The sequence below is a fragment of the Caballeronia sp. KNU42 genome (assembly GCF_053760385.1).
Genome location: NZ_CM132388.1, coordinates 600,692 through 623,033, shown reverse-complemented (window position 1 = coordinate 623,033; position 22,342 = coordinate 600,692). Strand labels below are relative to the sequence as shown.

General features: G+C 58.3%; 16 protein-coding genes. 9 read left to right on the top strand and 7 right to left on the bottom strand.

The genetic code is table 11. From position 1 onward, the window contains the following. Positions 1-22: 22 nt before the first annotated feature. Positions 23-1,015, bottom strand: coding sequence for an ABC transporter substrate-binding protein (locus ACSOSP_RS02705; RefSeq protein WP_455309412.1), 993 nt, complete (start codon positions 1,013-1,015; stop codon positions 23-25). A 434-nt stretch (positions 1,016-1,449) separates the two neighbouring features. Here ACSOSP_RS02705 and ACSOSP_RS02700 point away from each other — a divergent pair, with 434 nt between their 5' ends. Next, on the top strand, positions 1,450-3,201 hold the full coding sequence (locus tag ACSOSP_RS02700) for an FAD-binding protein (RefSeq protein ID WP_455309411.1): 1,752 nt from the start codon (positions 1,450-1,452) through the stop codon (positions 3,199-3,201). Positions 3,202-3,308: 107 nt separating this feature from the next. Here ACSOSP_RS02700 and ACSOSP_RS02695 read toward each other — a convergent pair whose 3' ends face one another. Beyond that, positions 3,309-4,271 carry a LysR family transcriptional regulator gene (locus tag ACSOSP_RS02695; RefSeq protein WP_455309409.1) on the bottom strand — a complete coding sequence of 321 codons (963 nt, stop codon included), beginning with the start codon at positions 4,269-4,271 and terminating at the stop codon, positions 3,309-3,311. 133 nt (positions 4,272-4,404) lie between these two features. On the opposite strand from ACSOSP_RS02695, the gene ACSOSP_RS02690 reads away from it, so the two are divergent. The 3 genes from ACSOSP_RS02690 (at position 4,405) to ACSOSP_RS02680 (ending at position 8,442) form a co-directional block, all read left to right on the top strand. After that, positions 4,405-5,706 (top strand): MFS transporter, encoded by a 1,302-nt coding sequence (locus tag ACSOSP_RS02690; protein WP_455309408.1) that lies wholly within the window; start codon positions 4,405-4,407, stop codon positions 5,704-5,706. Between the two features lie 105 nt (positions 5,707-5,811). Continuing rightward, a complete protein-coding gene (locus tag ACSOSP_RS02685) occupies positions 5,812-7,320 on the top strand; it encodes a M81 family metallopeptidase (RefSeq protein ID WP_455309407.1) in 1,509 nt (502 codons plus the stop codon). A 90-nt stretch (positions 7,321-7,410) separates the two neighbouring features. Beyond that, positions 7,411-8,442: an alpha/beta fold hydrolase gene (locus ACSOSP_RS02680; protein WP_455309406.1), complete on the top strand. Its 1,032-nt coding sequence runs from the start codon at positions 7,411-7,413 to the stop codon at positions 8,440-8,442. A gap of 76 nt (positions 8,443-8,518) precedes the next feature. On the opposite strand, the gene ACSOSP_RS02675 is transcribed toward ACSOSP_RS02680, so the two are convergent. Continuing rightward, positions 8,519-9,448, bottom strand: a complete 930-nt coding sequence (locus ACSOSP_RS02675) for a LysR family transcriptional regulator (protein WP_455309405.1) — start codon at positions 9,446-9,448, stop codon at positions 8,519-8,521. A gap of 131 nt (positions 9,449-9,579) precedes the next feature. Between ACSOSP_RS02675 and ACSOSP_RS02670 the strand changes: the two genes are divergently transcribed. The 3 genes from ACSOSP_RS02670 to ACSOSP_RS02660 all read left to right on the top strand — a co-directional run bounded on the left by ACSOSP_RS02670 (position 9,580) and on the right by ACSOSP_RS02660 (position 13,488). Then, entirely contained in the window at positions 9,580-10,866 is a 1,287-nt protein-coding gene (locus ACSOSP_RS02670; protein WP_455309404.1) for an MFS transporter, read from the top strand. 40 nt (positions 10,867-10,906) lie between these two features. Next, positions 10,907-12,394 (top strand): M81 family metallopeptidase, encoded by a 1,488-nt coding sequence (locus tag ACSOSP_RS02665; protein ID WP_455309403.1) that lies wholly within the window; start codon positions 10,907-10,909, stop codon positions 12,392-12,394. An 80-nt stretch (positions 12,395-12,474) separates the two neighbouring features. Continuing rightward, positions 12,475-13,488 (top strand): D-cysteine desulfhydrase family protein, encoded by a 1,014-nt coding sequence (locus ACSOSP_RS02660; RefSeq protein ID WP_455309402.1) that lies wholly within the window; start codon positions 12,475-12,477, stop codon positions 13,486-13,488. 146 nt (positions 13,489-13,634) lie between these two features. On the opposite strand, the gene ACSOSP_RS02655 is transcribed toward ACSOSP_RS02660, so the two are convergent. The 4 genes from ACSOSP_RS02655 to acuR form a co-directional block, all read right to left on the bottom strand. Further along, positions 13,635-14,540: an enoyl-CoA hydratase gene (locus ACSOSP_RS02655; protein WP_455309401.1), complete on the bottom strand. Its 906-nt coding sequence runs from the start codon at positions 14,538-14,540 to the stop codon at positions 13,635-13,637. Positions 14,541-14,571: 31 nt separating this feature from the next. After that, on the bottom strand, positions 14,572-15,831 hold the full coding sequence (locus ACSOSP_RS02650; protein ID WP_455309400.1) for a CaiB/BaiF CoA transferase family protein: 1,260 nt from the start codon (positions 15,829-15,831) through the stop codon (positions 14,572-14,574). Between the two features lie 28 nt (positions 15,832-15,859). Next, a complete protein-coding gene (locus ACSOSP_RS02645; RefSeq protein WP_455309399.1) occupies positions 15,860-17,527 on the bottom strand; it encodes a GMC family oxidoreductase in 1,668 nt (555 codons plus the stop codon). A 394-nt stretch (positions 17,528-17,921) separates the two neighbouring features. Then, a complete protein-coding gene (gene acuR / locus ACSOSP_RS02640; protein ID WP_455310824.1) occupies positions 17,922-18,554 on the bottom strand; it encodes an acrylate utilization transcriptional regulator AcuR in 633 nt (210 codons plus the stop codon). Between the two features lie 575 nt (positions 18,555-19,129). Between acuR and ACSOSP_RS02635 the strand changes: the two genes are divergently transcribed. Both ACSOSP_RS02635 and ACSOSP_RS02630 read left to right on the top strand, forming a co-directional pair. Next, complete coding sequence (locus tag ACSOSP_RS02635) at positions 19,130-20,500, top strand: MFS transporter (RefSeq protein WP_455309398.1); 1,371 nt, start codon at positions 19,130-19,132, stop codon at positions 20,498-20,500. Positions 20,501-20,632: 132 nt separating this feature from the next. Then, a complete protein-coding gene (locus ACSOSP_RS02630) occupies positions 20,633-22,186 on the top strand; it encodes a methyl-accepting chemotaxis protein (RefSeq protein ID WP_455309397.1) in 1,554 nt (517 codons plus the stop codon). The last annotated feature ends 156 nt before the right edge of the window (positions 22,187-22,342 follow it).

Genomic DNA, 22,342 nt, shown 5'->3' with positions numbered 1-22,342 from the left:
GGCCCGTCCCTGCTGCTCCCCTTCAAATTGCGAAGCTTTCGAGGCTTGCCGGATGGAACAGCTCACGCGGTTCGAGGCGGCGACCTGAGAGCCCCTCGGCAAAATGGCGCGCGAGAAAGCGGTCAATAGGATGCTCATTGTCCGCGAAGCCATATGACCAGAAATCCGTACCCATCAGCTTGCGAGCGGCACGTAGCTGGTCCTCGACGAACGGCAGGGTCATCTTGGTAGCCGCCGTGTCGCTCAGACGCGCCAACGCAAGCGCTTTAGACTTCTCGAATGCCTTCATCAATGCGCCTGGTAGCCAGGGATGACTCTCTGCCAGCGTCTTCCTGACGCCAAGCGTGTGCATGATCGGAAACAGCTTCGTACGCGTGTACCAATCTGCTGCGGCTTTGTGCGGATCGTCGAACAAGTACTTGACCTGAGGATGCCCACGGTCAAAGCATGAAGGCGCTCGCGGCCCAATGACGGCATCTATTTCGCCGTCCGCAAGCAAGCTCGAGATCGTCTTGCCTTCCGGCGCGTTCTCCAGTTTCACATCAGGAGGCAAGTTCAGCGTGATTTTCTCTACCCTGGCCGGATCTTCATAACCACCGCGCACCCAGGTCACATCGGAAGGCTTCACACCGTACTCTTCCTCGAGAAAAAGACGGACCCAGACGTTTGCCGTCAGCTGATATTCCGGCACACCAATGCGCTTGCCCTTCAAATCTTCCGGGCTGTTGATGCCCCTGTCCGTGCGCACGTAAATCGACGTGTGTCGAAACGCTCTCGACGGAAAGACCGGCACGGCGATGTAGGGCGAGGTCCCCGCGGCAGTCTTCACCGAGTAGCTGCTGAGCGAGAGTTCGCAGATATCGAAGTCCGCGTGCCTGAAAGCGCGAAAGAAGATCTCCTCGGGATCCTGCAACATGAACACCGGGTCCACGCCTTCGATCTGAATCTCACCGTCGACCAAGGGCCTGATCCGATCGTAGTTGCCTACGGCAACGGACAACTGAAGCTTGCTCATTGTTTCTCCTCTTGCTGAAAATGCAACCTTTGCGAGGTTGAGGCTTGGCGTGGTGCCCACGGAAATTCCAGACGAACGTGCGACGTCGATCTCGACGTGTAATCACACATATTCGATTGATATCGAATCATCTTTCATGGAATGATTGATGTCAAGAAATTTTGGGAGCTCTGCGGCGGGGAAACATGTGCACCTGCAGCAAGCGGAACCCGGACAAGACTCGCCAGGAGAATTTCCTGAAGTTCTTGACATTTTTTATCCCGAAACGCATCATTCGATATAAATCTATTATTTAAAGCATGATGCTATATCGCATGATTTGACTGCGTCGTGATACGCACTACGCTCTTGTGATGGGACCGCTTTTCAGCGGCGTACATGCACATCGATTTCCGGACAGATCTGTCAGAAACACTTAAAACAGGACAAACGCCATGAGCACCGCAACGACGGAGAATTGGGACCGTGAGGTCGACGTCATCATCATGGGCGCAGGGGCTGCCGGCATGACGGCCGCGATCGTGTCGAAGAACGAGGGACTTGTACCGCTCATTCTCGAGAAGACCGATCAGGTCGGCGGAACGTCCGCATGGTCGGTGGGCATGATGTGGTTCGTTGACAGCGCGCCAATGCAGGCGGCCGGCTTCAAGGATTCATTTGAAAAGGCGCGGAAATACTTTGCCGAGACTGTCGGTGCTAGTGTCGACCGCTCATTGCAGGAAGCGTACATCCGCGAAGGCCGGACCGCCCTCGACTATATGTTGCGCAACTCCGCGCTGGAGGTCGTCGCAGTCGACTACCCGGACTACCACCCCGAGTTGGAGGGAGGCATGTTCGGCCGCGCTCACGCTCCGCTGGAATTCGACGCTCGCAAGCTTGGCGCCCACTTCAAGAATCTACGTGCCCCGCTACCGGCGTTTGCGCCGTTCGGTGGAATGATGCTTGACTTGGTCGACTTGCTCCACTTCCTTTCCTTCACGAAATCAGCCCGGTCGTTCATCCACGTGATGAAGCGCTTTTTGCGCTATGGCGTGGATCGCTTGAGCTATCACCGGGGCACCCGGCTGGTTGGCGGCAATGCGCTCATCGCGCGCCTGTACAAGACCATACTGGATCGGCAAATCGAAGTCCGGCTGCGATCGTCCGCCACCAAACTGATTATCGATAACGGTACCGTCATAGGCACAGAAGTCGTTCAGGACGGCCGTACACTTCGAATCCGCGCTCGCCGGGGTGTGGTCATTGCGACCGGGGGATACCCGGGCAGCCAGGAAATGCGCCAGGAACACTCGCGCAAGCCCACCGTCGATCTCACACTCGGGCTGCCTGGCAACGTTGGCGAAGGTATTCATCTGGGTGTATCGGCCGGGGGGCGGCTTGACCACAACTCCGAGGACACGGGTTTCTATGTGCCCATGTCGGTGTTGTCGAACGAAACGGGCGATAAAGTGTTGTGGGGACACTTCATGCTTGACCGTCCCAAGCCCGGCTTCATTGCAGTGGGCAAGGACGGGAACCGCTTCACCAACGAGGCGGCGTCGTACCACGCTTTCACCCTCGGCATGTTCAATGCCGGCGCCATTCCGGCCTACCTTGTTGCCGACGCGGCGACAGTAAAAAAGTACGGCATTGGCGTCATCCTTCCCGGCAGTTTGTCGCTGCGGCGCTATGAGAAGTCCGGATACCTTTTCAGCGGCCGGACCCTGGCGGAACTTGCTGGCAAGATCGGCGTTGACCGCAGCGGGCTGGAACGCAGCGTCGCCCGCAACAACCAGTTTGCAGCCACGGGTGTGGATGCGGATTTCGGGAAGGGATCGTCCGCCTACAACATCTACAAGGGTGACCCTGCCCACTCACCCAACCCCTGCCTTGGGCCCATTGAGCGAGGGCCTTTTTACGCAGTCAAGCTGATGCCGGGCGATTTCGGTACAAGCCGTGGTCTTGTGACCGGAAGTCACGGCGAAGTTCTTGATCGTGATAACCGTCCAATTCCCGGACTTTACGCTTGCGGCAACGATATGAACTCGCCGGTGGGCGGACGCTACATTGGCGCCGGGATTACGCTTGGACCAGCGTTGACGTTCGGATATCTGGCCGCCATGTCAATTGCTGCAGGCGAGCACGCGTCTGTCGACAGCAATGCAGAGACCCTCTCCTCTTCTATCGATAAAGTTCGCATTGCTTAGTAGCTAATTGCACGCGGCGTGACAGTAGACGTCTTGTCCACATCGTTCACGCCCACGCAACCACGGTCGCGAACATCGGCGGTCTTTGGCTACTGCCTTGCCACCGCTTATCTCTTGCGCCGGCCGCGGCTCGTTCGGCCTCGCGAGTCTGTCTCGCGAGGCGCGGCAAACATCGGCATGCGTTCCTGAATCCAGTTGAGCAGTTCGAGCGGACCTGCGGCGAGCGGCCTGCCGATCTTGACCAACGCCCTCGCCTGCGCCCCTTCAAACAACGGATGCGCGATCGGCACCGTTGTCAGTTCACCGCTCGCAAGCTCCCGGTATGCAGCGAATTCGCCGATAAGCGTCATGAAATTTTCAGCCGTCACGAAGCGCTTCAATGCGCTGAGGGAATTGGTTGTTATCGTGGGGCGGATCGTGATGTTCTCCGCGAGTTCCAGCATCGATACGACATGGCCGATCCCGAACGTGGATGGCATGAGGGCCAGCGGATAAGCGCGCAAATCCTCGATGCTTGCCGGACCCTTGCGTTTAACGAGCGGGTGATCCTTTCGCAGCAACAGCACGACAGGCTGGCTGGAACTCGCCCGATATTCAATGCGCGGATGCGGCGGCGGATTGTAGGCCAGCCCGATATGCGCGCGGCTTTCCGCTACCTCGTCCAGCAGCGCGTCCACCGCCAGCATGGTCATGCTGATTTCCAGACGGGGATAGCGGGCGCAGAACGGCGCCAGCACGTCGTCAACGAGCGTATCGACAAACCCCTCGCTCACGGCGAGCTGGATACGGCCCTGCTGAAGTCCCTTCAACGCGTGCAGCTGGTCTTCGAGTTTTTCTTGCTGCGACCGGTAGCCCTGCCAGAACTCCAATAAATGAAATGCGGCTTCCGTCGGCTTGACACCGCGAGCCTGACGCTCGAACAGCGCGGCGCCAAGTTCGTCCTCGAGCAGCTTGATCTGCCGCGTGATGACCGACGGTGAAGTATTGATGTGGTCAGCGGCGCCGCGGATGGTGCCGTGAGTGAGCACCTCGTGGAAATACCGAAGACGCTGCTGGTTGATCTCGCGCATTTGACCGCTCCGCTTGTGTTGTTCGTAGAGCAACGATATGTGAACTTAGTTGCTCTTGCTAGTCTATTTTCTCCCTGCCACCATGAACTCGACCCTTACAACTGGTCCAGTGAACGGAAACCGGGAGACACGCATGTCAGCAATCCACCCTTCGACCGCGGGCGACCCTTCGGGCGACCCTGCCGCCGCGCTGTACAGCAAGCTCAACTGGCGGCTCCTGCCGTTTCTCGTGACCTGCTACATGTTTGCGTATCTGGATCGCGTGAACGTCGGCTTCGCCAAGCTCCAGATGCAGACGGACCTCGGTTTCTCGGACGCCGCATACGGAGTCGGTGCGGGCATCTTCTTCATAGGGTATGTGCTGTTCGAATTGCCGAGCAACCTGATGTTGCCAAGGGTAGGCGCGCGGCGGACGTTCAGCCGCATCCTGGTGCTCTGGGGCATCACATCGGCTTGCATGCTGTTCGTGCGTAACGTGCCCGCCTTTTACGCGATGCGATTTCTCCTCGGCGTCTTCGAGGCGGGTTTCGCGCCGGGCATGATCTATTACCTCTCGTGCTGGTACGGCCCGGCGCGCATGGCGCGCGCCATCGCCCTCGTGTTCGTGGCCGGGCCGCTCGGCGGGATAGTAGGCGGACCGTTGTCGGCATGGCTCATGACGCGCCTTACCGGTGTCGGTGGCCTGGCGGGCTGGCAGTGGATGTTTCTTGTCGAAGGCCTGCCATGCATCGTGCTCGGCCTCCTCACGCTGCGTGTGCTGTCTGATCGCCCCGAGGACGCGCGCTGGTTGAACGACGACGAAAAGCAGTTGCTGAAGCACGAAACAGCGCCGAGCCAGCATCGGGCGGATTCGTTCAAGGCGCTGCTGAAGAGCCCGAGGGTCTATGTGCTCGCGTTTGCGTACTTCAGCATCATCTTTCCGATCTATGCCATCAGCTTCTGGTTGCCGACGCTGCTCAAGGAGCAAGGCGTGAGCGATACGCTGCGCCTCGGCTGGTACACCTCGATTCCTTATGTAGCCGCGGCGGTCTGTATGTACCTCGCCGGACGTCGCTCCGACCGGACGGGCGAACGGCGCTACCACTGCGCGATTCCGGCGCTCGGTGCGGCGGCCTGCCTGATCGCCGTCATTCTCGCCGATGGCAACCTGCCGATGACCCTCCTGGCGCTAACCCTGGGAACCGCCTGCCTGTGGATGGCCTATACGGTCTTCTGGGCCATTCCCTCCGAGCTTGTCGAGGGAACCGCGGCGGCGGGCGGCATTGCGCTGATCAATACGGTCGGGTTATCGGGAGGATTCTGGGGACCCGCGGTGGTCGGCTGGACCAAAGCATGGACGGGAAGCATGCATGCAGGCCTCTTTGTCATGGCCTGCACGGCCGCGGTGGCCGGCGTCCTGATACTGACGGGCAAGCTCACGCTGGATAAAGACTAGCTCACGCAGGGCCGTATCCCCGATTTATTCATGGATATATAAAACGTAGGTATCCATATCATTTACACGTGCAGCGTAATGCAATTCAAGTAACAGGTGAAACCCATGAAAATACTGATCGCTGGTTTTCAGCATGAAACCAATACCTTCGCGCCGACCAAGGCGTCTTATCCGAGCTTCGTTCAAGGAGAAGGCTTCCCTCCGATGGTGCGAGGCGCCGATGTGCTCGGGCTTCGCGATGTCAACGTCCCGATCGGTGGATTCATCAAGGCGGCACAGGCGCGCGGGCACGAGCTGTTGCCCGTGATCTGGGCCGGCGCCAGTGCATCTGCGCACGTGAGCACGGACGCATTCGAACGGATCGGCGGTGAGATCATTGCCGCGATCAATGAAGGCGGCTTCGACGCGATCTATCTCGACCTGCACGGCGCGATGGTGACCGAAGAACACAATGACGGCGAAGGCGAGATTCTTGAACGCGTGCGCCGGATCGTTGGTGATCGCATGCCGGTAGTCATCTCGCTGGATCTTCATGCCAACGTCACCGCGCGCATGTTCAAGCATGCCAGTGCGCTCGTGGCATACCGGACCTATCCTCACGTCGATATGGCGGACACAGGCGAACGCGCGGCGCTGATTCTCGAAGAACTGGTATCGCAAGGACGCCCGTTGCATTATGCGGTTCGTCGCGTGCCGTTCCTTATTCCCGTGAACGGCATGTGTACGCTGGTCGAACCTGCACGCGGGATGTATCAGCTGCTGGAAGACCTTGAAGAAAAGCCGGTCGTGTCCGCATCGTTTACACCGGGTTTTCCGGCTGCCGATTTTCCCGAATGCGGTCCGGTCATCTGGGCGTATTCGTTCAGCGAAGAAGCCGCGGAGCACGCGGCGAACGCGCTCTTTTCGAAGATCGTGAACGAAGAATCGCGTTGGGAAGTGCCGTTCCTGACACCGGACGAAGCCGTGCTCGAGGCGATCCGATTAAGCACGGGTTCTGACAAGCCCGTCATCATCGCGGACACGCAGGACAACCCGGGCGTAGGCGGCGACTCGAACACCATGGGCATGGTGCGCGCCCTGTTGCGCAACGGCGCGACCGGTGCGGCCGTGGGCGTGATCTGGGATGCGCAGGCAGCAGAAGCGGCGCATCGCGCCGGCGTGGGTGCGCGTATTTCGCTGTCGCTGGGCGGTAGCCCCAGCGTGCCAGGCGACTCGCCGCTCGCGGCCGAGTTCGAAGTCGAGTATTTGTCGGACGGACGCTTCCGCTTCGACGGACCAATGCTCAACGGCATGCAAGGTGAGTTGGGACCAGTCGCCTGTTTGCGCATCGAAGGCGTCAGGATTGCCGTGAGCTCCGTCAAGATGCAGGTGTTCGATCGCAACCTGTTCCGCGTGGCCGGCATTGAACCCGAGCAAATGAAGATCCTCGTGAACAAGAGTTCGGTTCATTTCCGGGCGGACTTCGAGGGCATTGCCGAGGCCATTCTCGTAGCAAAAGCGCCCGGTCCCATGGCCGCGGACCCGGCCGACCTGCCGTGGAAGCATCTTGCTCCGGATATCCGCATGCGCCCGATGGGTCAGTCGTTCAAATCGTTTCTGCACGCTTCCCGCTGAGCGCAGCAGCGTTATCGCTTTTTTTATTCATCAGGAGCATGCCGAATCCGGCACCGCTCGCACGTGGCCCATCTTCAAGGAGAATCAGCCATGTCAGACCCGATCAATACTCGACGCCGTCGCCTGCTTGGAACGACCATTGCCGGTATCAGTTTGCTGGAACTTGGCTTGAGCGTATCCGCCAACGCGCAGTCGAACGACGCCAGGCCAACGACACGTCCCGCTTCGTTCGACGACATTCGCCAGGTCAACGCCGGTACGCTCAACATCGGCTACGCGGAAGCGGGCCCGCAGAATGGACCGGTCGTGATCCTCCTGCACGGATGGCCCTACGATATCTACAGCTTCGCAGATGTGACACCATTGCTTGTATCGGCGGGTTATCGGGTCATCGTGCCGTATCTGCGTGGCTATGGTTCAACGCGATTCCTTTCCGCCGATACCGTGCGCAACGGCCAGCAGTCGGTCGTCGCCCTCGATATCATTGCGTTGATGGACTCGTTGAAAATCGACAAGGCAGTCTTCGGCGGCTTCGACTGGGGTGCGCGAACGGCGAATATCATCGCTGCGTTGTGGCCCGAACGATGCAAGGCCATGGTCTCCGTCAGCGGCTACCTGATCGGCAGTCCGGAAGCCAACCGTGCGCCGCTACCGCCGAAAGCCGAGTTCGCGTGGTGGTATCAGTTCTATTTCGCGACCGAGCGCGGCTATGCAGGTTATGAAGCGAATCGCCACGACTTCAACAAGCTGATCTGGCATACCGCATCACCGAAATGGAATTTCGACGATGCCACCTTCGAGCGCTCCGCCGAGTCGTTCAATAATCCCGATCACGTTGCGGTCGTGATCCACAACTACCGCTGGCGTCTGGGGCTGGCCAAGGGCGAGCCGCAATACGACGACCTGGAAAAGCGTCTGGCGACGGCGCCGCTGATCTCGGTTCCGACCATCACCATGGAAGGCGATGCCAACGGTGCGCCGCATCCCGATCCGGCCGCCTACGCGAAGAAGTTCTCGGGTAAATATGCGCATCGGAACATCGGCGGTGGTATCGGGCATAACCTGCCGCAGGAAGCGCCGAAAGCGTTCGCCGATGCGGTCATAGACGTCGCTCGTTTCTGATCGGCCGCTACGGGCCCGACAAGGGTGAACCCTGGATGGATTTCTCGCAGTACATCCAGGCCGTAGTTGCGCCCTGCTATCGGGAAACGGGCGCTCTCCCCTGAAACACTGTCAACTTGCCCAGGATGCGTTTCAGTAATTCATCGGATGCCTTGGAACGTGGGCGCCCATTGCGCACCAGGACGCGCGCCTGCACCGATGCGAACATGGGATGCTTGACGGGTCTCGCGACCAGTTCGCCGGCTTCGATCTCGTCCTGTGCTGCGAATGCAGCACCAAAGGTAACGCCCTTTCCTGATTTCACGAATTTCTTTAGTACCGCTAGCGAGTTTGCGACCAGGCTAGGGCTCAGTTGCAAGTTCTCGGCAAATGCCACCGCCTGCACCAGTTGTCCAAGACCGAACGACACGGGCATCAGACCCAGAGGATAAGACACTGCATCGGCGATTGAAACCGGCCTTTTATCTGCGGCCAATGGATGATCAGGCCCGGTCAGCAATATCACCGGTTGCGCGGCACTGGCCAGATAACGGACGCGTGACGTCGGCGGAGGGTTATAGGCAATACCGATGTGTGCAAGATCTTCCTCGACTTCCGCCACCACGTCATTGACTGACACGACACTGACCACAATCTCCAGCTTTGGATATTGATCGGCGAACTCAGTGAGTACCTCGTCCATCAGACAGTCCACAAAACCCTCGCTGACCGCGACACGGAGGTGTCCGCGTTGCAGACCGCGAAGCTCGTCGAGCCTTTCCTCGAGATGGTCGTGCTGAGCCTGACAGCCTCGCCAGTAGTCCAGCAGATGATGGGCGGCCTCGGTGGGAATCACGCCTTTTGCCACGCGCTCGAACAGGACGCTTCCCACCTCACTCTCGAGCAGCCGTAATTGGCGCGTGATGACTGAAGGCGCCGTGTTGATGCTATCGGCCGCGCCACGGATCGATCCATGAGACAGGACCTCATGGAAATAGCGAAGCCTGCGCTGGTTGATTTCTCTCAATTAGTGTCCCTGAAGCGTTGCCCGTTGGGCAACACTAATGGGCTTCAGTTGCGCTTGCAACACTATTTTTCTCAGGCAAGTATCGACTAAACACGCAGCAGTCAGGCAAACGTCAAAAGGAGCGCGCCCGTATGTCCGCAATAACGCCGGCCTCAAGCCTGCCCGTCAGAGAGGCGATATATACGAGGATTAGCTGGCGGATCCTGCCGCTGCTGATGCTCTGCTATCTGTTCGCCTATCTGGACCGGATCAACATCGGCTTTGCCAAGCTGCAAATGCAGACGGATATTGGACTGTCCGATGCCGCGTTCGGCTTTGGCGCCGGCATTTTCTTTCTCGGCTACATGCTCTTTGAGATCCCGAGCAACCTGCTATTACCGAAGCTCGGTGCTCGAAAAACGCTTAGCCGCATCATGGTTTTGTGGGGTTTGACGTCGGTCGCGATGCTGTTCGTGCACGACGTGAAAATTTTCTATGCCTTGCGTTTCCTGCTCGGCGTATTCGAGGCTGGCTTTGCCCCCGGCATGGTCTTTTATTTGACTTGCTGGTACCCGCAAGCCCGCATGGCGCGAGTGATGGCGATCGTCATGGCCGCCGCGCCGCTAGGCGGTGTCATCGGCGCGCCTTTGTCGACGTGGGTGATGACCGCGTTGGCCGGATCATCCGGACTCGCCGGTTGGCAATGGATGTTCCTGGTCGAAGGTTTGCCTTGCGTACTGCTTGGCGCGATCGTTTTTCTCTTTCTAGACGATCGTATCGAGACCGCGCGATGGCTCACGAACGATGAAAAGTCGATGCTCGCAGCAGAATTGGGCGGCCACGAGGGAAGCCATCGAGGGTTCCGGCACGTGGCCGCCGATCCTCGGGTGTATGCAATGGCGTTCGGCTACTTCTGCCTCATTTGCGGCATTTATGCGGTGAGCTTCTGGCTGCCCACTATTGTGAAGTCCGGCGGCGTTTCGGATTTGATGACAATCGGGCTGCTTTCCAGCGTCCCTTATGTTGTTGCTATATGTGCCATGTTCATCGTAGGCCGAAGCTCAGACCTTCGGCAGGAACGCCGCTGGCATAGCTCTATTCCTGCGGCCTTGGGCGGATGCGCGCTGGCTGTTTCGGCTTTCACGATTGGACATCTCTGGACGTCCGTGATCAGTATCACTCTTGCAACAGCCATGATGTGGGCCGCGTACACGGTCTTCTGGGCAATGCCATCGCAGTACCTCAAAGGGAACGTCGCAGCGGGGGGCATCGCGCTCATTAACACCCTTGGGCTGCTCGGAGGTTTTATCAGTCCGACCGTGATAGGTCTGGTCAAAAGCGCCACGGGCAGCATGCAGATCGCGCTTATCCCGACCGTCGTCTTACTTCTGCTCGGAGCGCTTGCGCTTGTGGCGAACCGCTTTCCATCCAAGCCCTGAGTCTCAACAAGCCCCAACAAAAGCTCTAACGCCTCAAGCCATGAAAATATTGATCGCTGGCTTCCAGCATGAGACAAACACCTTCGCTCCGTCCAAAGCAGACTATGAAAACTTTGTGCGAGGCGAGGGATTTCCGCCGATGGTGCGCGGCGCCGACGTCCTAAGCCTGCGGCATGTCAACATCCCCATAGGCGGCTTTATCAGCGAGATGGAGTCACGAGGCCACAGCCTCATTCCGGTGATCTGGGCGGCAGCGAGTCCATCGGCGCACGTCACTCAATCCGCGTTCGAGCGAATTGCCGGCGAGATTCTCGACGGTATCCGGCAGGCAGACAGCGACGCGATTTATCTGGACCTGCACGGCGCAATGGTCGCTGAACACCTTGACGATGGCGAAGGAGAACTGCTGGCGCGTATTCGCGCTCTGGTGGGCCCCGCCTTTCCGGTGGTGGCGTCACTCGACCTGCACGCGAACGTGACGGAAAAAATGCTTCGCAACGCCAGCGGCCTCGTCGCCTATCGCACTTATCCGCATATCGACATGGCCGATACCGGCAGGTCAGCCGCCAAGCTGCTTACGACGCTGATCGGCAGACACGGCGACGTAGCCATTGCGCATCGAAGCATTCCGTTCCTGATTCCAGTCAATGCCATGTGCACGCTCCTCGAACCCGCGCGAGGTATATATGACCGGTTATCGGCACTGGAAGGCGACGAGGTCTTTTCGCTGTCTTTCACTCCCGGCTTTCCCGCCGCAGACTTCCCGGAGTGCGGACCGAAGGTTTGGTGCTACGGCACAAACCGCCAATCTGCGGAGACCGCCGTCGCGACGCTCTATGAGCAAATCGTCAGTAGGGAAAGCGAATGGGCGGTGGAATTCCTGACGCCGGATGATGCGGTGCTCGAGGCCAAACGCATCTCCCGGTCCGCCACCCGTCCCGTTGTGATTGCGGATACGCAGGACAACCCTCACGGCGGGGCTGATTCGAACACCACGGGCATGTTGCGTGCGCTCGTCAGGAACGAAGCTGAAGGCGCGGCGCTTGGCCTCATATGGGACCCCGAAGTCGCGCGTATGGCGCATGAAGCCGGACAAGGCAATGAGATGACCGTATCGCTTGGCGGGCAGTCGGGTGTGCCAGGAGATTCCCCCTTTCATGCTACGTTCAAAGTGGAATGTCTCTCCGACGGCCGCTGCATTCTTGAAGGTCCCATGATGACGGGAACGCAAATAGACGTCGGGCCGACCGCTTGCCTGAGAATTGGCGACGTCCGGGTCATTGTCAGCACATCGAAAGCGCCCATGAACGATCGCAACCTGTTCAGGATGGCAGGCGTTATTCCCGAAGAGATGAAGATTCTCGTCAACAAAAGCTCGGTCCATTTCCGGGCGGATTTCGGCCCGATAGCCGAGCGTATCCTGGTCGCAAAGGCGCCGGGACCGATGGCTGCCGACCCGGCAGACTTGCCGTGGAAATACTTGCGGCAGGGAATCCGGCTTACACCCAATGGACGCGAGTTCAACTAGATCTCCTCAAGCAGCGCTGGATCAGTTGAAGCGCCTTCCTCGAATGCCGCAGTGTGAAACCAGAAACAGGAACAAAACCGATGACGCAGTCAAAGCTGGACCTTTCCCGATTCCCTCAAACGTCACTACGTGATGGACCGTCACCCATCCAGCATCTTCCAAGACTAAGCCGTGAGCTCGGCGGCGCCGATATCTACGTCAAGCGCGAAGACCTTGACGGTCTGGGCGGCGGTGGCAACAAGCTCAGGAAGCTGGAGTTTCTCTTCGGAGAGGCTCAAGCGGCCGGCGCCGACACAATCATCACCGTCGGCGGCCGACAGTCCAATCATGCCCGCCTTACCGCCGCCGCAGCCGCGCGCATGGGCATGAAATGCGAACTGGTGCTTGCGCGTCTCGTGCCGATCGAGGACCGCGACTACATCGACAATGGCAATGTTCTGCTTGACGGTCTGTTCGGCGCGGTCATTCACGATATCCCCGGGAATGTGAGCGCACTCGATTTTGCGGAAGACAGGGCTGCGGCGCTTCGGCGCGAAGGACATAACGTCTACGTATGCCCTCTCGGCGGTTCAAGTCCCACCGGGTGTCTGGGCTACGTCGCGTGCGCGGCGGAGATATTCGGACAGGCTGAGGAACGCGGCACTGCCTTCGATCACATCGTTGTGGCGAATGGAAGTAGCGGCATGCATGCCGGCCTCGTTTCGGGGGCGATTGCAATGGGCCGGGACCCTCGCACTATAGTTGGATACACCGTCCTGGCGCCATTGGAAAAAGCCCGTGCAACGACTGCTGAAAAGATACTAAGGACGACCGATCTCCTGGACCTGGGTCTCGTTGTCCCCGACGATGCCATCACATTGCACGGAGAACAACTCGGGACTGGCTATGGGCTGCCGACAGCGGCCATGAGGGAAGCGCTTGGCCTGATGGCGTCTCTCGAGGGCTTGCTTCTTGATCCGGTCTACAGCGGCAAGGCTTTTGCCGGATTGATTCAGGAAATCAGAAGCGGCGGCTTCAGGCAGGGAGAGAATGTCCTGTTTGTCATGAGCGGAGGTACGCCTTCGTTATTTGCTTATCGTGGTGCTTTGTCGTAATCGTGGTTTGGTAGCGAGCGGCAGAAAATCGCAACGGCCATACACGGTTCTGCTGCATTCCGAATGCATGTCAATTTCGTTCTATCTGCGCTTCTTTGTGACGCCCTGGAAGCCGCCTATGTCCGGGGCGCAGCCTTTTCTATCGGCTAGCGGTGACGGAAAACCGGCGCCCGCTTGGCGAGGAACGCGACCATTCCTTCTTTCTGACCCTCCGTTGAGAAGCTCGCCTGGAAAAGCCGTCGTTCGTGCAGGATGCCTTCGCTTAACGTCGCTTCAAAGGCCCGATTGACAGCCTCTTTAGCCATGCGAACAGCAGGCGCGTTGTAGCCGGCGATCGTATGGGCTGTTTCCAGTGCGACCTGCAGCAGATCCGCTGCTGGCACAACGCGCGCTACCAGCCCTGCCGCCAGGGCCTCGGTTGCATTGAGGTTACGGCCGGTCAGAATCAGGTCCATCGCCAACGATTTGCCTACGGCTCGCGTCAGCCGCTGCGATCCGCCGATTCCGGGCAGGATGCCAAGCTTGATTTCGGGCTGGCCGAATTGTGCGTCATCCGAAGCGATGATGAAGTCGCACATCATGGCGAGCTCGCACCCGCCGCCCAACGCATACCCACCGACAGCGGCCACAATCGGCTTGCTGATCGTGCGAACCTTGTCCCATTCGGCGAAGATATCGGCCGAATATAAGTCGTTGAAGGTCTTCTCCGCCATCTCTTCGATGTCGGCGCCCGCAGCGAAAGCGCGCGCGTTGCCGGTGATCACGATAGCGCCGATCCGGTCGTCCCGGTCAAACTCCTGAAGTGCCGCGAGCACCTCTTGTGACAGCTTCGTGCTGATCGCGTTCAACATCTTCGGCCGATACAAAGTTATCAGGCCAACACGCTCGCGGCGGTCAACCTTGATTGTTTGATATTGTCCCGGCCCGGCTGGGTTGGCTTGAACATCAGCGCCAACCGGTTTGGCGGCAGGCTGGTTCGTATCGCTTTCGGCGGCCGGAGCTTTGGACTGTTTTTCCGCAATATTGCGCACGGCGTTCGCATCGGTTGTCATGGTAGTTCCTTCGATTCAAGATTGACCAGGCTTACACGCTCAGGATCGGATCGATTTCCGAATTCGGTCTAAAGTCATCGACGCTCGGCGATTGGGACGAATAGGCCCCTGTCGACGACATCACTTCCGCGAGGATTAAAGCGCGATGCTCGCTGACCGATGGCGACTTCCGGGCGACGGAAACGTCCTCATCGGGCGATGTGCTCATCTTGATCGGATTACCAGCAGTCCTGATCTTTCGACCGGCCACGCCTTCGACCTGAATGATCATGTCTCGTGCGAGCAATTGCGGATGCTCGAAGAGCGCGTCGATGGAGTTAATGGGCGCGCAGGGAACGCCGACCTCGTTCAACTTGTCTATCCAGTGCTTGATCGGCTGCGCGAGCGTCACGTCCTCGATCGCGCCCCTAAGCGCGGGCCTGTTCCGCACTCTCAGATCGTTGGTCACGAAGCGCGGATCCGACGCAAGCTGAGCTTCACCGAGCGCATCGGCCATCAACAAGAAGAGCGTATCGTTTCCCGCTGCAATGACGAAACGGCCATCTTGAGCCAGGAATGTTTCGAACGGCGCGAGAGACGGGTGTGCGTCACCCGTGCGTTCCGGCACCTTCCCTTCGACATCAAATCGGGCCAGCGCTGTTTCCAATAAGGCTGCCTGGCAGTCCAGCATGCCGATGTCGACATGGGTGCCTTGCGCGTCGCGTGATCGCTTATGTAATCCGGCGAGAATCCCGATCGTCGCGAATAGCGCAGCCCCGAGGTCCCCAATGCTGGTGCCCACCCGTGCCGGCGGCCCGTCGGGATACCCCGTCAGGCTCATTACGCCGCCCATCGCTTGAACGACAGCGTCATATCCCGGCAGATCGCTAAACGGACCGGAGTGACCAAAGCCCGAGATGGATGCATAGACAATATGCGGATGGGACCGCGCGAGTTGCTCCGCACCATATCCCAGGCGCTCCATGACTCCCGGCCTGAAGTTTTCGACCACGACGTCGGCCTTGTCGAGCAAACGATCCAGTATTTCCCGGTCGCGCGGAATCTTGAAGTCGAGCGCGATGCTCTCTTTGCCACGATTGAAACACATGAAATACGCCGATTCCTTGTCAATAAACGGACCGAACGCACGCGTGTCGTCGCCGCTCCCGACGCGTTCGACCTTGATGACCCGGGCTCCGAGATCCGCAAGAATCATCGTGCAATACGGGCCGGAAAGTACGCGTGAGAAATCCAGCACGGTAACGCCCGCCAGAGGCAATCGTTTAGGCATGCTTGTCTTGCTGTCACTCATTTTTGTTTCCTTGCAACGAAACGAAAAATCAAAGACCGGCACGAATCCATCGCGCGGCTTTCTCGGCGATCATCATGGTGGGAGCGCTGGTGTTTCCGCTGGTGATGGTGGGCATGACACTCGCGTCGACGACGCGCAAACCCGCGACTCCACGAACTCGAAGATGACTATCCAGCACAACCATGGGATCGGCGAGGCTGCCCATTTGCACAGTGCCCACCGGGTGGAAAATTGTCGTTCCAATGTCACCTGCGAGCTTCGTGAGTTCTTCATCGCTTTCGAATTGCAGACCGGGCTTGAATTCCTGTGGTTGATAGGGGCTGAGCGCTGGCTGCTGCACAATTTTCCTGGTGAGCCTGAGCGAGTCGACCGCGACGCGCTGGTCCTCGGGCGTGCTTAAGTAGTTCGGGGAAATGGCCGGAGCATCTTCAAAATTGGACGTCTTTATCTGAACGGTGCCGCGACTGGTCGGGTTCAAGTTGGCCACGCTTGCAGTGAACGCCGGGAACGTATGCAAGGGCTGGCCAAACGCTTCGAGACTTAAGGGCTGAACGTGGTATTGAAGATTCGGGTGCGCGCGGGATGGATCGCTTCGCGCGAACGCGCCAAGCTGTGAAGGCGCCATGCTCATTGGCCCGGACCGGCGCAGCGCGTATTCGATCCCAATCCTTGCCTTCCCGATTGCGCTGGAAGCGAGCGTATTCAGGGTCTGCGCGCCCGATACTTTGTACACCGCCCGTATCTGCAGATGATCCTGAAGATTGGCCCCTACGCCAGGCGTGTGCTGGACCACACCAACGCCAACCTTCTGGAGAAGCGATGAAGGTCCAATCCCGGAAAGCTGAAGAATCTGGGGAGACCCGATCGCCCCTGCGCTTAGCACCACCTCTCGAGTGGCCTCGACGCAAACAAGCTCACCATTGCGCACAATGTCAGCTCCGGTGCAGCGGTGCGATCCATCGGCATTGCGCGCAATGGTCAGGCGCTGCACCTGCGAGTTAGTCCAGATCGTCAGGTTTGATCGAACATCCTTGATCGGTCTCAAGAACGCCTTCGACGCATTCCACCTCCAGCCCGACTTCTGATTGACATCAAAATAGCTGACGCCATGGTTGTCGCCCGTGTTGAAATCATCGATAAGCGGGATACCGGTTTGCTGGGCCGCGAGAGCGAACGCGTCAAGAATGTCCCATCGCAAGCGCTGCTTTTCGACCCGCCATTCGCCTCCATTGGCATGCAATGCAGATATCGAATCGGCTTTGCCGCGCAGCGCCTCGCGAACTTCAGGGTCGAGCTTGTAGTAGCTCTCATGCGCCATGAAGTCCTTCAGCGAACTCTCCCACGCCCACTCAGGGTCATCCGACATTGATGCCCAATGATCATAGTCACGCGCTTGCCCGCGCATATAGATCATTCCGTTGATGCTCGAAGATCCTCCAAGCGTCTTCCCTCTTGGGTAGATCAGCTGCCGCCCGTTGAGCCCTTTATCAGGCTCGGTACGAAATCTCCAGTCTGTGCGTGGATTGTCGATGCAATAGAGGTAACCGACGGGAACATGAATCCAAATATAGTTATCCGGACCGCCGGCCTCAACGAGAAGGACGTTTTTACTTTTGTCGGCACTAAGACGATTCGCGAGAAGACTGCCCGCAGAACCGGCGCCAATGATGATGTAGTCAAATGTGGGCATGCGCATTTTTCACCCGCCCACGTTGAACACGGAATTGCTTGCGCGCCATCCGGAATGGCGTTCACTACCATTGGGTGGTTCGCCCAGAGAGTTGCGTATGAAATGACAAACCATGCCTACTCCTTAACCATATTTCGATAGAAATCGTCGCGGACAGCAGCGCGCTGCACTTTCAATCCGATCACTTAATTAGTTATACAAATTACTTGATTTAAACCACTACTACGTTGCATCCGAAGGGTACGGCAAGCAATGCATCACATTGTTCGGGGGCTTGTATTCCCCGGATCCTCTATTCGATGCAACCCGTGAAGATCCGGTCAGCATGCACCATGCGACCGCGGCGCCTATCCGTTCTCCGATTAATTAGACCGATCGTCTATTAAAACGTAAAAAAACACTAGCTATTGAGCATGGCGAAAAAACCATCGGCAAACACATGAAGCGGACCGGGACCCTGGTCAAGCTTTGCCCTCAACACCGCTCCCTCCCAGCCAATCCAGAAAAATTCGGCTAGCGCCTTGCAGTCCTTGGCCGCAGAAATCTGCCCGCTCTCGCGTCCCTCCAGCAGACACCGTTCTGTCCGCGCCTGCCAGTCGTCGAACACGCCGCGCAGTTTCTTCCTGTAGGTCTCCGGAAGAGCATTCATTTCCTGACCCAGATTGCCGACAAGGCATCCACGCCGAAACCGGTAGCGCCTCATGCCGGCTTCAGCATCCGCCACGAAATCCCGCAGACGATCCAACGGAGTACGCGTTGGATCCGTCAGAATTCGATCAAGCTTATTGGCAAAGTAGGCGGCGTAAAGGTCGATCAACTCCGCTCCGAACGACTCCTTGCTACCGAAATAGTGATAGAACGAGCCCTTCGGAACGCTTACGGACTGAAGAATCTCGTCGATGCCGGTCGCCGAAAAGCCCTTCTCCGTGAGCGCTGCTACGCCAGCACGCAGAAGCGTATCTCGCGTTTCGCTGTGGCCAGCGAGTTCTTTGGGAGGGCGCCCTCGGCGGCGCGGAACAATTGGGGTATCCATTGAACGGATATTAGACCGATCGTCTTCGAAATTCAAGCGTGAAGGATTAAAACATCATTGAACGTCAGGGCAAGCCGCAAGGTATCTCAAGCCGGTCCAGCGAGCTAAAGCCGGCTGTCGCCCTCCTGAAGTCGCCCGAGTCCCTTGGCGAGGGCTTCCCTCGCCAAGGGACGAAATCGTGCATCACTTCAAGCCCATCAAAACATCTGTCATCCTACAACTTATCGCAACCATTTTGACTTGCAAAGCGTTCATGCTACGCTAGCGCGAAAATGTACAGCTAGAACGGCTGTGGCATATCGTTTATGTTGTACGATGACTAACAAGAATGCAGCAAAACAGTGCAATTGCGTGTGCCATGCGGACATGCAGTGAAAAACGAAAAGTGCCGGGACCGCATTCGCTCCCGGACACCTTTCCCAAAAGCAACGAAGCACTGATGTATCGATTCCGGCATCCGGGCAAAACGACCCGCACGCTCGCCAGGCAGGACAGCCCTTGACCCTTGCCGTCCCTGAGCGTCCCGCGCATCGATATTTCAAGTGCTATCCAGCTAGAACGATCGGAGACACACCATGCAACCAAGCCGCTCTGCAAGCATTGCCGGCATCGCCAAGCGCACGAACGTCCGCTACCTGATCTTGCTGATGATCTTTATCATCACCACGCTCAACTACGCCGACCGCGCGACACTGTCGATCACCGGCTCAGCCATGCGCAGCGAATTTGGTTTCGACGCGATTCGCATGGGCTACATCTTCTCCGCATTCAGTTGGGCTTATGTGTTGTCGCAGCTTCCGGCCGGCTGGTTGCTCGACCGGTTCGGCGCTCGCCGCATGTATGCCGCAAGCATTTTCCTATGGTCACTTTTCACCCTGCTGCAAAGTTCGATCGGTCTCGCGGGCAGCGCGGGCGCTGCCGTCATTGCATTGTTCGTGTTGCGCTTTGCGATGGGCATGGCCGAAGCCCCCGCCTTCCCTGCCAACGCGAAAGTGGTGGCAAGCTGGTTTCCGACCGCCGAACGCGGCACCGCCTCGGCCATCTTCAACTCGGCCCAGTATTTCGCCGCGGTTATCTTCACGCCGCTCATGGCATGGATCACCCACTCGTTCGGATGGCAAAACGTTTACCTGGTAATGGGTGTCGCAGGGATAGCGCTTGCGCTGACGTGGCTCAAAGTCATGAAGAGCCCGAGCGACCATCCGCGCGTCAACAAGGCCGAACTTGAGCATATAGAGAGCGGTGGTGGCCTGGTTCATACGCAAAGAAAGACTGCCTATGCCGATGCAGCCAACCCCGGAACCTGGTTTTATGTGCGTCAGCTGATGTCGAACCGCATGCTCCTTGGCGTGTACCTGGCCCAGTATTGCATCAACGTCCTGACCTATTTCTTCCTGACGTGGTTTCCGATCTACCTCGTCCAGGCCCGTGGCATGACTATCCTGCAAGCCGGACTCACTGCCTCGTTGCCTGCGATCTGCGGCTTTGCGGGAGGCGTGCTCGGCGGGGTCTTTTCCGACGCGCTGATCCGGCGCGGCCATTCCCTGACGATTGCACGGAAGGTTCCGATCGTTGGCGGCATGCTGTTATCCGTGTGCATCATTGGCTGCAACTACGTCACGGCGGACTGGCTGGTTGTCGCGCTCATGTCGCTGGCTTTCTTTGGAAAAGGTATTGGCGCGCTCGGCTGGGCGGTGGTCGCGGACACCTCGCCCAAGGAAGCGATTGGCCTGTCCGGTTCGATCTTCAACATGTTCGGCAATATAGCGGGCATCGTGACGCCGATCGTGATCGGCTATCTCGTGGCCACGACCGGATCCTTCAACGGCGCATTGGTGTTCGTCGGTATCAACGCGCTTCTCACCGTGTCCAGCTACCTCGTCATCGTCAGGAAGATCGAGCGCGTTCAACTGCGTGCTCCGTTAGCGGCCGGAACCAACGTCTGACGCAATGCCATCCGCCCTTCACCGTCTTACCAGCCCTTACGGCTTTGCATCAAGGTGAAAAGGCTGCGCATGGGTCAAGTTCAACCACGGCGCGCCGTTAACCTGGCTAGGTCGACCATCCAAACTGAAAACATGCGAAACGTGACAATCCGCTCCAACCTGCTACTGGTGCTTTTCGTATTCGCCTCAATGATCGTCATGGGCGCGATTTTGGGTGTGCTTATGCTCGGCCGCGCAAATGACAACGCCCGTCGCTTGCAACAAATCGCCCAGCAAGAAATCCTGGTCAACGACGGTTATAAGGACACGACGCGTACGCGCTCGGCGCTCACGCGAGCCTATTCCGCCCTCAAGGAGCGTAACGACACCGCCACGCGCGACTCAGCCCTGAAAAGCGCGCAGGTTACCCTCGATCGAGCCGCTACGGAAACGGCCGCGTTTCGCGACGCGCCAAGCTTCGCCGGACGGGATGAAGCATTGCAGCGATCGCTTGTCGAGTCGTCGAACGCCCTGGCGGCACTGCTAACGAAAGCCAGCGACGCCTTGCGCGGTGACGACACAACCGCCTATGCAGCGATCAATGACAAGGACATTACGGGCGCGGGGGCAAAGTATTCATCGAACGTGGAGGCCTTTCAGAATCTCTCGAACTCGTTGATGAAAGACACGCTGGCGCAGGGTGAACGCGAACATGGATGGGTAATCACCCTGGTGGTCATCGGTGTGATCGGAGCGCTTTGCCTGATCGCGGTCACTCATCTCGCGCTTCGACGCATCGTGATCGACCCGTTGAAACGCGCCGTTGCCTCGCTCGATCAAATTGCTGCGAACAACCTCACGATCGCGATTCCACAAGGCGGTCAGAATGAAATCGGCCAATTGTTCGACGCCATGCGCCGAATGCAGCACGGCTTGACAGATACCGTGATGAATGTGCGCTCGAATTGCGACGCGATCAATACCGGCGCGAGAGAGATCGCCGCGGGGAATATCGATTTATCGAGCCGGACGGAAGAGCAATCGGCATCACTCGAAGAAACGGCTGCGAGCATGGAAGAACTGACCTCGACAGTCAAGCAAAACGCCGACAACGCTCAACAGGCGAGCACGCTGGCCGCAACGGCCGCGGACGTGGCGCAACGCGGAGGCGAAGTAGTCGGGCGAGCAGTTGCCACGATGAATGCGATCAGCACGAACTCCAACAGGATCGCCGAGATTACCGGCATGATCGATGGCATCGCGTTTCAGACGAACATCCTGGCACTCAACGCTGCGGTGGAGTCGGCACGGGCGGGAGAACATGGACGCGGTTTTGCCGTGGTGGCAACGGAAGTACGCACCCTCGCGCAACGCAGCGCGAACGCGGCTAAAGAGATCAAGACGCTGATCGGGACTTCGGTGCATGACGTGCAGCTGGGAAATGGCCTGGTCGCGCAAGCAGGCAACACCATGACCGAGATTGTCGACGCGGTTCAAAAGGTCGCCAGCCTGATGAACGAAATTACAGCGGCGAGCCTTGAGCAAAGCGAAGGGATCGCTCAAGTGGGGAAGGCGGTAAGCCAGATGGATCAGGTGACCCAGCAGAATGCAGCGTTGGTGGAACAAGCGGCGGCCGCCGCCAGTTCGCTCGAGCAGCAAGCGAAGCAAATGGCCGACGCGGTAGCGGCTTTTCAATTGAGCGAGTAAGCAGCCTGGAATTGAGCTCGCTATCAAACAGGTTCACACACGTGCGGTCCGTTCTTCGATTTGTCCAACGTCCGCGCTTAGACAAACCCACTCACCCAATTAATTCGTCGATGAAAATAAAAACGACCTGGCGCGTCATTGCTGGTGCACTCACTT